At 68.9% G+C, this 11,973-nt stretch carries 9 protein-coding genes; 5 read left to right on the forward strand and 4 right to left on the reverse strand.

Annotation, left to right across the window (positions count from 1 at the left end):
- The first annotated feature begins 138 nt into the window (after window positions 1–138).
- From AC07OZ_RS03325 to AC07OZ_RS03335, 3 genes are all read left to right on the forward strand, one after another.
- Window positions 139–1,587: an NAD-dependent succinate-semialdehyde dehydrogenase gene (locus tag AC07OZ_RS03325; RefSeq protein WP_495465729.1), complete on the forward strand. Its 1,449-nt coding sequence runs from the start codon at window positions 139–141 to the stop codon at window positions 1,585–1,587.
- Window positions 1,588–1,717: 130 nt separating this feature from the next.
- On the forward strand, window positions 1,718–4,045 hold the full coding sequence (locus AC07OZ_RS03330; RefSeq protein WP_495465730.1) for a hypothetical protein: 2,328 nt from the start codon (window positions 1,718–1,720) through the stop codon (window positions 4,043–4,045).
- Window positions 4,042–5,190 (forward strand): hypothetical protein, encoded by a 1,149-nt coding sequence (locus AC07OZ_RS03335; protein ID WP_495465731.1) that lies wholly within the window; start codon window positions 4,042–4,044, stop codon window positions 5,188–5,190. Before AC07OZ_RS03330 ends, AC07OZ_RS03335 begins: the two co-directional genes overlap by 4 nt.
- A gap of 4 nt (window positions 5,191–5,194) precedes the next feature.
- On the opposite strand, the gene AC07OZ_RS03340 is transcribed toward AC07OZ_RS03335, so the two are convergent.
- Genes AC07OZ_RS03340 through AC07OZ_RS03350 form a run of 3 tightly spaced genes read right to left on the reverse strand, consistent with a single transcriptional unit; the run spans window position 5,195 to window position 9,116 of the window.
- Window positions 5,195–7,693 (reverse strand): cbb3-type cytochrome c oxidase subunit I, encoded by a 2,499-nt coding sequence (locus AC07OZ_RS03340; protein ID WP_495465732.1) that lies wholly within the window; start codon window positions 7,691–7,693, stop codon window positions 5,195–5,197.
- The gene (gene coxB / locus AC07OZ_RS03345) at window positions 7,690–8,685 is read right to left on the reverse strand and encodes a cytochrome c oxidase subunit II (protein WP_495465733.1); all 996 of its coding nucleotides are present in this window, start codon (window positions 8,683–8,685) and stop codon (window positions 7,690–7,692) included. Before coxB ends, AC07OZ_RS03340 begins: the two co-directional genes overlap by 4 nt.
- Before the next feature lie 11 nt (window positions 8,686–8,696).
- Window positions 8,697–9,116 (reverse strand): c-type cytochrome, encoded by a 420-nt coding sequence (locus AC07OZ_RS03350; protein WP_495465734.1) that lies wholly within the window; start codon window positions 9,114–9,116, stop codon window positions 8,697–8,699.
- Between the two features lie 112 nt (window positions 9,117–9,228).
- Between AC07OZ_RS03350 and AC07OZ_RS03355 the strand changes: the two genes are divergently transcribed.
- The gene (locus tag AC07OZ_RS03355; RefSeq protein WP_495465735.1) at window positions 9,229–10,200 is read left to right on the forward strand and encodes a c-type cytochrome; all 972 of its coding nucleotides are present in this window, start codon (window positions 9,229–9,231) and stop codon (window positions 10,198–10,200) included.
- 193 nt (window positions 10,201–10,393) lie between these two features.
- A complete protein-coding gene (locus AC07OZ_RS03360; RefSeq protein WP_495465736.1) occupies window positions 10,394–11,503 on the forward strand; it encodes an S-(hydroxymethyl)glutathione dehydrogenase/class III alcohol dehydrogenase in 1,110 nt (369 codons plus the stop codon).
- 74 nt (window positions 11,504–11,577) lie between these two features.
- Here the strand turns inward: AC07OZ_RS03360 and AC07OZ_RS03365 are convergent, their stop codons facing one another.
- A complete protein-coding gene (locus AC07OZ_RS03365) occupies window positions 11,578–11,913 on the reverse strand; it encodes a YnfA family protein (protein WP_495465737.1) in 336 nt (111 codons plus the stop codon).
- Between the last annotated feature and the right edge of the window lie 60 nt (window positions 11,914–11,973).

Consider the following 11,973-nt stretch of genomic DNA (forward strand, 5'->3'; position numbering starts at 1 on the left):
GCTCTGCGACCCAACTGGACGCCCAGCGCCAGGGATGGCGCAGGGGGATGTCGGATATGACGCCGTGTGCTGCGGCCGCCGCTGTCGAGCGGGTAGAGTCGACCGATCACATTGCCCTCCGGCTTCGAGGACCCCACGATGACCACCTCCGCTTCCTATCCCGATACCCGCCTGCTGATCGCCAACGAATGGGTCGACGCCACCGGCGGCAAGACCATCGATGTGCGCAATCCCGCGACCGGCGCCGTGATCGGCAAGGTCGCCCATGCGAGCAAGGCGGACCTGGACCGCGCGCTGGAGGCGGCGCAGAAGGGCTTCGAAGCCTGGCGCAACGTGTCCGCGCATGAACGCGCCGCGACGATGCGCCGCGCCGCCGCGCTGCTGCGCGAACGCGCGCCGGAGATCGCGAAGCTGCTGACCCATGAGCAGGGCAAGCCCGTCGGCGAGGCGAAGGTCGAAGTGCTCGCCGGGGCCGACATCATCGAATGGTTCGCCGACGAAGGCCGGCGCGTCTACGGCCGCATCGTGCCGTCGCGCAACCTGGCCGCGCAGCAGCTGGTGCTGAAGGAACCCGTCGGCCCCGTCGCCGCGTTCACGCCCTGGAACTTCCCCGTCAACCAGATCGTGCGCAAGCTGGGTGCCGCACTGGCCACCGGTTGCTCGTTCCTCGTGAAGGCACCGGAGGAAACCCCGGCGTCGCCCGCGGCGCTGCTGCAGACCTTCGTCGATGCCGGCGTTCCGCCCGGCACCGTCGGCCTCGTCTTCGGCGACCCCGGCGAGATCTCCAGCTACCTGATCCCCCATCCGATCATCCGCAAGGTCACCTTCACCGGCTCCACGCCCGTCGGCAAGCAGCTCGCCGCGCTGGCCGGCGCGCACATGAAGCGCGTCACCATGGAGCTCGGCGGTCACGCGCCCGTGATCGTCGCGGAGGACGCGGACGTCGCGCTCGCCGTCAAGGCGGCCGGTGCAGCGAAGTTCCGCAACGCAGGGCAGGTCTGCATCTCGCCCACGCGCTTCCTGGTCCACAACAGCCTGAAGGACGAGTTCACCGCGGCGCTGGTCAAGCACGCGCAGGGACTCAAGCTCGGCGACGGCCTCGCCGAAGGCACCACCCTCGGCCCGCTCGCCAACGAGCGACGCGTCGTCGCCATGTCCAAGATCGTCGCCGAGGCCCGCGAGCGCGGCGCCAAGATCGCCACCGGCGGCGAACGCGTCGGCAGCGCCGGCAACTTCTTCGCGCCCACCGTGCTGGCCGATGTGCCGCTCGACGCGTCCGTCTTCAATGATGAACCGTTCGGGCCCATCGCGGCCATCCGAGGATTCGACGCGCTCGAGGAAGCGATCGCGGAAGCCAACCGGTTGCCGTTCGGCCTTGCTGGTTATGCGTTCACCAAGTCCATCAAGAACGCCCATCTGCTGGCGCAACGCATGGAGGTCGGCATGCTGTGGGTCAACCAGCCCGCCACGCCGTCCGCGGAAATGCCGTTCGGGGGCGTGAAGGATTCGGGCTATGGCTCCGAAGGCGGGCCGGAAGCGCTGGAGGCCTACCTCAATACGAAGGCAGTCTCGCTACTCGGGGTTTGATCTGCCGCTGAGGCTGCAAGAGATACCGCGCTTTCCCAGCGAGTGCGGCCTTTCGCCTCCGCTGGATTGAGGACGACAACGCGCCGCGCGCCCTGTACCTTGATCGGATGTTCAATCGGATCCGGGGAACATGGCGATGAACGGTGCGCTCGTGTCGTACTGCATCCAGACGCTGCGGTTGTGCGCCTTCCCGATCGCGTCGGCTGTGCTGGGGCCGGTGATGCTGGCCATGCTGCCGCAAGGCATCGAGGTGCTCCGCACGATGAGCGACACCGCCTTGGCAGACTCGTCCGGCCAGCCCGACGAGTTTGGTCGAGTGTGCTTCTTCCTCGTGTCGCTGGTCGTCTGGTCCCTGGCGAACTGGTATGGCGCTCGCATGTTGGTGCAGCGCCAGTTCGGCTATCCCGTTCCAGCCCAGGCCAGCCCATTCGCGAGGCGTTGGCGGACTGGCTTGCCGCGCGCGCTGATCGTGCTCGGCTGGTTTCCCATCGCGCTCACGCTGGCTCGAATCGGCGAGTTGAAGGTCGCCGCCGCGTCGACCCTCTGCTGTGGTGCCGCATTGACATTCGCGACGTACCGCCGCGCCCTGCTGCGGTGGTTGAGTTCTTTGCTGCCACGGATCTGGCCGTCGCTGGCCGGTCCCGGCGCCGTAGGGAATACGGCAGCCGGCGCGCAGCGGGCACAGATTCCCGAAGGCGAACTCTTGACGTTGGTGACGACCGGAATCGGAGCCGTCATCGGACTCGTCACGCTGTCCATGGCCGACCTGGGCGTGGCAAGGATGCTGGGAGCTGCCGCGCTGCTGCTGCTCGCACTGGCCATGTGGACGCTGGCGCTGACCGTGCTGCTGGTCTACCTGCCCAAGGCATCCGGCTGGCCGGCGCTGACCGGCGTTGCCGTCTTGGCCGCGCTGCTCTTCGCCAACCTCGGATGGACGGCCAACCACGGCATCGCCTCTCGCCGGGTGGATGCCGACGAACAGACGCGCGTACCGCGGCCCGAGGCTTTCGCCTACTGGGAGCAGTGGCGTGTATCGCCGCTGACGCCGACCTCGGGTCCGATCTACCTCGTGGCCGCGGAGGGCGGCGCGTCCCGCAGCGCGTGGTGGACCGGTCACGTGCTCAGCGTGCTGGACGACGTGACGCAGGGCGACTTCGGGCGCAGGACGTTCGCGGTCAGTGGTGTCTCCGGCGGCAGCCTGGGGCTTGCCACCTGGGTTGCCCTGCGCAAGGACCTTGCGGAAGAACGATTCCATGTCCCGGATGCGCCGGTGCCCGATGACGTTCAGCGCGGAGGCGATCTGCCGTCCGAAGCCCGGGATTGGGGCCGCGCGCCTGACGTGCGGGCCTGTGAAGTCGCGACGCATCAGCCGACGCTGGCGTCCGTCCGCTCAGCCTGTTTTCTGGGCGGCGATTTTGTCTCCACCGTGCTGGCCTACCTGCTTGGCGCGGACCTGTTGCAGCGGATCACGCCAGCGCCTATCGCGGCATGGGACCGCTCGATCGGTCTGGAGACGACCTGGTCTCGCGATTGGCGACTGAGCTTCGGCTCGGACCACTTCGCCCGCCCCCTTGTCGACCTGTATGCCCACCGGGTCGGCGCGTCGTTTCCACGCACCGACCTGCCACTGCTGCTCCTGAACACCACCAGCGCAGTGCAGGGACGACCCATGGTGCAGGCCCTGGTTCGGATTCCAAGCCCGGAGGTGGACGATCTGCTGGACCCGGCGCTGCGCACCTCAGGGCTTACCTTGGCTGGAGCGGTCCACAACAGCGCCCGTTTTCCGTACGTCAGCCCGGGCGGCGACGTCCTGACGGCGGACGGCCAGTTCTATGACTCGTTGGTAGACGGCGGTTACGTCGAGAACTCCGGTGCGTTGGGCTTGGCCACGTTGATGCGAGTGCTGAGGGCCCAGGCGGAGAAGCATAAGAAGGCCGATGACTGGGACGAATTCCTGCAGCGCGTGGTTGTGATCTTCATTGCCAACGATCCCGACGAGCCCGTCTTCGACAGCACGGCCCTGTGCACCAAGGATGCGTCTGCCTTGAACCTCGCGCCTCGCGCGCCCTGGGGCGAACTGGGAACGCCGCCGCTGGGGCTCTATCAGACCCGCAGCGGTCGGGCCGGCGTGGAGCGCCGGGCCTTGATGCGAGAGCTCGGTCTGTGCCCGAAAGAGACGACGCGAACGACAACGGGGACAACGGGGACGAAAGACGTGGCCAACGCCTATTTCATCTCGATGGGCAGTCCGATGGTGAAGGAGTTCCGGCCGGCGATGAGCTGGTTCATGCGGTCCGAGGCGCGCGACACGATGTGGCGGGCCGTGGCGACCGATCCGGCTTCGCGAGAGATCCAGCGGTTGCTGCGACAGTGGGCGACGGAGGCCAAGGCTGACGAAGCGACCGCCGTGTGGCGCCTGTCGCGATTTGGTGTCGCACGTCAGGGAGCGGCGCGATGAATGGGGGGACCGCCCTGCCGCCCGATCCCGACAAGTCCGACGACTTTGCGCGGACGTCGATGCAGAGGGTTCTCAGTGTGGTCCGGCAGTTGGACTGGCGCGCGGTAGGAGCCTGGATCGTCGACGCCGGACTGCCGGCGCTGGCGCTGTTGCTGGTACTGACCACGGCAGCCGTCATTTTCCCTTTGACGCAGGTCGAGCCGTCGTCAGTCCTGCCGCACGGCCAACTCACCCTGCAATTCATCGGCACCCGCAGCAACGCCTTTGCCGTCGTTGCGATGCTGGGCATGGCCGCCAAGGATCAGATCGTCTTCGCCACGCAGGTCGACTTCGTGTTCATCGCGGCTTACGTGTGGCTTCTGCGAGAGATCATGGCCGCATTGAACCGGCGGTGGACGGGACCAGGGGAAGAGCACAACCTGCTCCAACGATTCGCGACCATCACGCCGTTGCTGGCCGGGAGTTTCGATGTCATGGAAAACATCGGCATCCTGCTGATCGTCGATCCCATCGGTCAAAACCGTATCGGTCTGCTGGCGGCTGGCGTCACGCTGTCAGCATGGCTCAAGTGGACCTTCGTGCTCTATGCAGCGGGGAATCTTGTCTTTGCATTCATAGGTTGGCAACGCCGATTCTGGTTCGGACACGCACTCGCCCAAGCCTCGTCCATCGATGTCGATACGGCGGCGCGCTCATCGGACGCGGCGCGCGACGAGTTGAGGGAACTTGGCGCGCGGTATGACAAGCTCGAGGGACGCAATGAGTTGGCGCATGTCTGGCGTTCCGACATGCGCCAGCTGGTCGAGCGCATGTGGGCACCCGCACTGCAGGGCCAGGCGTGGCTCCCCGAATTCCGGCAGTCCGGGCGCGCCGGCGATCGCCTCGTCGCTGTCGTTCAGATGCAAGCGGGGACAGCTCCCGTAGACTGGCATTGGCTGGTGGAACGGCTGGCGGCGGACGAGCCCTTCATCGCCTACCAAGCCACGCTGGCGCTGTTGGCTCATGTGAATCAGTTGAGCGCCATGACGCGCGATGCGATCAGCGTCCAACTGTTTGCCAGTCGATTGCGTCTTGACGAGCCTGACCCTTTGCAGGCCTACCGCACCATGCTCGCCTCAGAATTGCTGGTGCATGTCAGGCCTTGATCGATCACGCCACCAGACGTGGCCACCACACCGTGATCACACCCTGCATGCAGATCCATCCCCACAGCAACACCACCGCCTCGCGCGTGGCGTGCTGTCGAGGACGGATCAGGCCGCTCGCGAGCCGCGCGCCGTAGTACAACGCCAGCATCAGCGCAACTGCGATCTGCAGTCCTTGCAGGCTGTGCAGCGCGGCGAGCGTGCCCGTCCAGGCATCCAGCGTCGGCGGCCGCTCCGCCGGCCATGCCGTCTGCAGCCCGCTGTAGAACGCCAGCACCGCCAGGCCGAAGGCCGGGGCGAGCAGCACGGCACGCCATCTCGCCACGGGCGCCCGCCACGCGCCAAGTCCCGCCCACACGACGAAGACCAGACTCAGCGCGTAACCCAGCGTCTGCGTCAGCAACGTTGCATTGCTCGCGAGTCCCACGCCCGGCGGCGGGCACACGTCCAGCTTCATCGCTGCGTGCAGGTGCGCGAACGCCATTGACGCGAAGATCGTCGCCTCCACCACGATCAGGATCACCACGCCCCAGAACGACGGCGCCTGCCGGCCCGTCACACCCATCGGCAGGATCACGCCGTCCGCGGCCTCGGCTTCTTCGAACGGCGGCGCGCGGTCCGTGTCCCACAGCCATGCCCAGATCGCGACGATCGCCAGCACGCCGCCAGCCACCGTGCCGCTCACGTGCTTCACCGTCATCAACAGGAAGAAGGCCGCCGTCCCGATCGACGCGAGGAGCGGCCACAAGCTGTCCTTCGCCAGCGTCACGACACGCAGCGGATGCGCCTGCACCGGGCTGGTCAACAAGGTCTCGCGATCGCCGGTGATCGTGCCGGGGAGCCAGTGCGCGCCAGCCTCGACCTCCTCGTGCAACGCGGGGCGATGCCACAACGGCTCGTGGTGCTCGACGTGCGGGATGCTGCGCGTGCCGTAGGGCTCGCTCGGGAGCCATTCCAAGGTCGACGAGCGCCACGGATCGTTGTGGTCCTGCGCAGGACCGCGCTGGCTGCGTACGAGGTCGACGACAAAGAGCAGCACGCCCGCGGCGATGACGAAGGCGCCGACGGAAGAGAGCAGGTTGGGGAGCTCCAGTCCCAGCCCCGCCGGATAGGTGTGCACGCGGCGCGGCATGCCCAGCATGCCGGCGATGTGCATGGGGAAGAAGGTCAGGTGGAAGCCGCCGAAGATCAGACCGAAGACCCAGCGACCCGCACGCTCGGACATCGCGCGGCCCTTCCACAGCGGCAGCCAGTGGTAGAGCGCCGCGAACATCGGCAGCACCATGCCGCCGATCAGCACGTAGTGGAAATGCGCGACGACGAAGTAGGTGTCGTGCACCTGCCAGTCGATCGGCAGCAGCGCCAGCATCACGCCCGTCAGTCCGCCCACGACGAAGGTGACGAGGAAGCCGATGAGGAACCAGGTCGCCGTCGTCCATTGCAGACGGCCGCGCCACAAGGTGCCGATCCACGCGAAGATCTGCAGCGCGCCGGGGATGGCGATCGCGACGCTGAAGATCGAGACCAGGCTCAGTCCCAGTCCGCCGAGGCCCGCGGTGAACATGTGATGCAGCCACAGCAGGAAGCTCGCCGCGCCGATCGCGACCAGCGCCGCGCTGACCGCGTGGCGGCCGATCAGCGTGGTCCGCGCCAGCGCCGGCACCATCGTCGAGACCAGCCCCGCCGCCGGCAGGAAGATGATGTAGACCTCCGGATGACCGAAGAACCAGAACAGGTGTTGCCACAGCAGCGGATCGCCGCCGCGCGTGGCGTCGAAGATCGGCCAGTCGAAGGCGCGCTCGATCTCCAGCAAGGCCGTGCCCGCGATCACCGCCGGGAAGGCCAGCACGATCATCAGCCCGACCACCAGCATGGACCACGCGTAGACCGGCATCCGGCCCAGCGTCATGCCCGGCGCGCGCGTCATCAGGATGCCGGTGATCAGCTCGATCGCGCCCGCGATCGCGGAGATCTCGATGAAGCCGATGCCCAGCAGCCAGAAGTCCGCATTCAGACCCGGCGAGTACTTCGCGCCGCTCAGCGGCGGATACATGAACCAGCCCGAATCGGGCGCGAGCTGCCAGAACAAGGTGGCGTAGAAGGCCAGCCCGCCGATGGCATACATCCAATACGAGTAGGCCGACAGCCGCGGGAAGGGCAGGTCGCGCGCGCCCAGCATGTTGGGCAGCAGGAAGACGGCGATCGCCTCCACCATCGGCACGGCGAAGAGGAACATCATCACCGTGCCGTGCATGGTGAACAGCTGCTGGAAGACCGGCGCGCTGAACAGCGTCTGCTCCGGCGCCGCCAACTGCGCCCGCATCAGCAACGCCAGCACGCCGCCCAGCAGCAGGAACACGAAGGCCGTCGCGATGTAGAGCTTGCCGATGAAGACGTTGTTGACGCTGCTGATCACGCGCCAGCCCTTGGGCGGCTCCCACGCGGCGCGCAGGCGCTCGAGCTCGCCGTCCGGCCGTGGCAGGCGGTTGTCGGGCCGCTTCATGGCGTGGACGCGACCAGCGGCCGCTCCGACCCGCCGCCCGTCACCGGCGGACCCGCGAGGAACTCCACCATCGCGTCGATCTCATCGGCGCGCAGATGCCGGTAGGACGGCATGCGCGCGCCCGGTTTGATCTGCTGGACATCGGTGATCCATTGCCGCAGCGCCGTTCGCGGATCGCCGAGCGGATCCCGGTTGCGCAGTGCGCCGGCGCCCAGCCACAGGCGGCTCGCGACATGGGTCAGATCCGGACCCAGTGGTGGTGCAGCGGACAGTCCTTGCCGCGCGACATCCTTGTCCCGCACCGCATGGCAGGCCACGCAGCCGTTCTCGCGGAAGAGCGCGGCGCCGCGCAGCGCCTGTCGGGAGACCGGCTCCGGCGCGGCGCCGGCCTGCGCGCGCCGCCACTGCGCGAACTCATCGGGCGGCATCGCGACAACCTGCAGCACCATCGCCGCGTGCTGGGTGCCGCAGTACTCCGAGCACGGTCCGCGGAACACGCCCGGCTGCGACGCGGTGAAGGTCAGCCGGTTGAGGCGTCCCGGCACCAGATCGACCTTGCCGCCCAGCGCGGGCACCCAGTAGCTGTGGATCACGTCCTCCGAAGCCAGCGTCAGCGTCACCGGGCGGCCGACCGGCACGCGCAACTCGTTGGCCGTCGCGAAGGCGGGCGCGTCCGGCTCTTCGCCGTACTGCATCGACCACCACCAGAGGTGCCCGGTCACCGCCACGCGCATCGCGCCCGGTGGTGACGGATCGTCCAGACCGAAAGCCTGGCGCTCGCCGTGGAGCAGCAGCCCGCCGAAGACCAGCACCGGCAGCACCAGCCCGCCGCCCCAGAGCCAGAGCGCCGTCGGCACGGGCCGGCGGCCCTTCCACCACAACGCCCCGGCCAGGCAGACCATCGCGAACACGAACGCGAAGGCGCAGACGATCAGCGTGGTGGTCATGACGCCGGCCAAGGCCTCCGCTTGCGGGCCGGCGGGTCGGAGCATGCCGCCCGCGCTCATCGCAGCGACAGCAGATAACCGGCGACGTCGCGCGCGTCGCGCTCGGACAGGCCGAGTCGCGGCATCGTCGTGCCGGGCAGCATGGCCGGCGGGTCCAGCAGCCAGCGCTGGAGCACCTCCGGGGAATTGGGCAACTGGCCGGCGATGTAGGCGCGCCGGCCGAAGCGCTCCAGCGCCGGCGCCCGCTGGCCGCCGCCCGGCACGCCGGGCACGGCGTGGCAACTGCCGCACTGGAACTGCGACATCAGCTGCCGACCGCGCGACAGGTCCGCCGCCTCGACTTGCCAGCGCCGCAGCGGCTCGTCCGGGGCGGGGCCGCAGCCGGCGAGCAGGAGCCCGCACAGCGCGGCGACGATGCCGAGGGTCCGGGCCGGCAAGGCCGTGGCGAGCGAAGAACAATGGCGGGAGGGCGTCATGCGCGCTCCCCGGCACACGAAGTGCCTGCCCCGGCAGCAGACGCCGCCGCCTTTGCCCGGAAGCGACGCCGGTCCCCCGTTGCCCCGGCATCGCGCTTGCCTTGCAGCGGCCATGACCGAACCGCCGCGCCGTTTCTCCCCCGTGAAGGCCGTCCTGGCCGCCGGTGCCGCGGCCGGCGTGCTCGGGGCGGCGGGGGCGGCGGCCTTCGTCTGGTTCGGCGTCTACGACGTGTCGGCGACCGGACCTCACCTGCAGCCGGTGCATTCCTTGCTGGAAATCGCGCTGCAGCGCGCGGTGCAGCGGCGCGCGGACGCCCATCCGCCGCCGCGCGACCTGCTCACCCGGGAGCGTGTGATGCAGGGCGCCGCCTGTTTCCGGGACCGCTGCGTCACCTGCCATGGCGCGCCGGGCGTGGCGCCGGAGGCGTTCGCGCTCGGCATGCAGCCGGTCCCGAGCTCCCTCGTGGAGGCCACCCGCCACTGGCGCCCGCAGGATCTCTACTGGATCACCCGCAACGGTATCAAGATGAGCGGCATGCCGGCCTGGGAGTACCGGCTGGAGGAGCGCGAACTCTGGGCCGTCGTCGCTTTCCTCGATGCGCTGCCGCTGATGACGCCGGACCAGTACCGCGCATTGACCGCGCCGGGGTCCGGTGCCGTTGCGGCAGGGGCATCGCGGAGACCCTCATCGGCATCGACGACGTCGCAGGGATCGTCACCGGTGTCGGCCGGAGCGCCGGGCGTGTCGAACGCCGCGCCGCGCTGCGACGGCATCGTCGACGCGCCGGCGCCGCTGGTGCCGCCGCTGCCGACCGTGGAGCTCGCGCAGCGTGCCTTCCGCCAGCACGGCTGCACGGCGTGCCACACGATCCCCGGCGTGGTCGGGCCGGACACCTCCAACGGCCCGCGCCTGAGCGGCCTCGCGGGACGCGACCGCATCGGCGGCAAGGCGTTCCCGACCGAGGACGGCCTGGCCGCCTGGATCCGCGATCCGCAGGCGATCGACGCGCACACCGCGATGCCGACGCTGGGCATCAGCGAGACGCAGGCGCGCTTGATGGCGCGCTACCTGCTCGCGCACTGACGGCCGGAGCAGCCTCGGCGTCTCAAGGTCGATGCAGGCAGCGAACGGCCATGGCGCCGTGCGTCCGCCGTCGGTGCCGGAGCGGGATAGACTCGTCCGCATCGGCGCGCCCTCCTGGGCGCGCCCTCGTTGCATCTCCTGCAATCCCCGCATTGCCGCGCAGGCTGCCTGCGTCTCCACTGAAAGGCCCCCCATGAAATCCCGTGCCGCCGTCGCGTTCGAAGCTGGCCAGCCGCTGCAGATCGTCGAGATCGATGTCGAGCCGCCCCGCAAGGGCGAGGTGCTGGTGAAGATCACCCACACCGGCGTCTGCCACACGGACGCGTTCACGCTCAGCGGCGACGATCCTGAAGGCCTGTTTCCCGCGGTGCTCGGCCATGAGGGCGCGGGCATCGTCGTCGAGGTGGGCGAGGGCGTCACCAGCGTCAAGCCCGGCGACCATGTGATCCCGCTCTACACCGCCGAATGCGGCGAGTGCCTGTTCTGCAAGTCCGGCAAGACCAACCTCTGCGTGGCCGTGCGCGCGACCCAGGGCAAGGGCGTGATGCCCGACGGCACGACGCGCTTCTCCTACCAGGGCCAGCCGGTCTACCACTACATGGGCTGCTCGACCTTCAGCGAGTACACCGTGGTGGCCGAAGTCTCGCTGGCCAAGATCAGCCCGGACGCCAACCCCGAGCAGGTCTGCCTGCTGGGCTGCGGCGTGACCACCGGCCTGGGCGCGGTGAAGAACACCGCCAAGGTGCAGCCGGGCGACTCGGTGGCCGTGTTCGGCCTCGGCGGCATCGGGCTGGCGGTGATCCAGGGCGCGAAGCTGGCGCAGGCCGGCCGCATCATCGCGATCGACACCAACCCGTCGAAGTTCGAGCTGGCCAAGGTCTTCGGCGCGACCGACTTCGTGAACCCGAAGGACCACGACAAGCCGATCCAGCAGGTGATCGTCGAGATGACCGGCTGGGGCGTCGACCACTCGTTCGAGTGCATCGGCAACGTCAACGTGATGCGCGCGGCGCTGGAGTGCGCGCATCGCGGCTGGGGCCAGTCCATCGTGATCGGCGTGGCGGGGTCGGGTCAGGAGATCTCGACGCGGCCGTTCCAGCTGGTGACGGGCCGCACCTGGAAGGGCACGGCCTTCGGCGGCGTCAAAGGCCGCTCGCAGCTGCCGGGCATGGTCGAGGAGGCGATGCGCGGCGACATCCAGCTCGCGCCGTTCGTGACCCACACGATGCCGCTCACCGGCATCAACGAGGCCTTCGACCTGATGCACGAAGGCAAGTCGATCCGCTCGGTGGTGCACTACTGACGCGAGGGCCGCCGCAGCGTGCGGCGGCATCTTGCTGCCCGCGGCGTGTGATCGCCGCTTGCAGCAACGGCGGCTCAACCGGGCGACTTCCGCCCGAGCATGATGATGGCCATGCCGACCAGGCTGACGGCGACGCCCAGCCAGTCGGTGGCCGAGGGCTTCACCTTGTCCACCAGCATCAGCCAGACCATCGCCACGCCGATGTAGACGCCGCCGTACGCGGCGTAGACGCGGCCCGCCGCGGTGGGGTGGAGCGACAGCAGCCACGCGAAGAGCGCCAGGCTGCCGGCCGCCGGCACGAGCAGCCAGACCGGCTTGTCCTGTTTCAGCCAGAGATAGGGCAGGTAGCAGCCGACGATCTCGGCCAGCGCGGTCAGGGCGAAGAGCAGGAAGGTCTTGAGCAGTTCCATGCGCAGATTGTCGCGTTCATCGGTCGCTCCTCCTTCGGTCCTCCGTCGCTTCCATCGCGC

Source organism: Roseateles sp. GW821-FHT09G03 (assembly GCF_059416045.1).

Excerpts from the sequence above, each read along its gene's own strand:
- coxB (WP_495465733.1), bottom strand. The coding sequence starts at position 8,685 with ATGCTCCGACCCGCCGGCCCGCAAGCGGAGGCCTTGGCCGGCGTCATG.
- AC07OZ_RS03365 (WP_495465737.1), bottom strand. The coding sequence starts at position 11,913 with ATGGAACTGCTCAAGACCTTCCTGCTCTTCGCCCTGACCGCGCTGGCC.
- AC07OZ_RS03330 (WP_495465730.1), top strand. The coding sequence starts at position 1,718 with ATGGCGATGAACGGTGCGCTCGTGTCGTACTGCATCCAGACGCTGCGG.
- AC07OZ_RS03325 (WP_495465729.1), top strand. The coding sequence starts at position 139 with ATGACCACCTCCGCTTCCTATCCCGATACCCGCCTGCTGATCGCCAAC.
- AC07OZ_RS03340 (WP_495465732.1), bottom strand. The coding sequence starts at position 7,693 with ATGAAGCGGCCCGACAACCGCCTGCCACGGCCGGACGGCGAGCTCGAG.
- AC07OZ_RS03335 (WP_495465731.1), top strand. The coding sequence starts at position 4,042 with ATGAATGGGGGGACCGCCCTGCCGCCCGATCCCGACAAGTCCGACGAC.
- AC07OZ_RS03355 (WP_495465735.1), top strand. The coding sequence starts at position 9,229 with ATGACCGAACCGCCGCGCCGTTTCTCCCCCGTGAAGGCCGTCCTGGCC.
- AC07OZ_RS03350 (WP_495465734.1), bottom strand. The coding sequence starts at position 9,116 with ATGACGCCCTCCCGCCATTGTTCTTCGCTCGCCACGGCCTTGCCGGCC.
- AC07OZ_RS03360 (WP_495465736.1), top strand. The coding sequence starts at position 10,394 with ATGAAATCCCGTGCCGCCGTCGCGTTCGAAGCTGGCCAGCCGCTGCAG.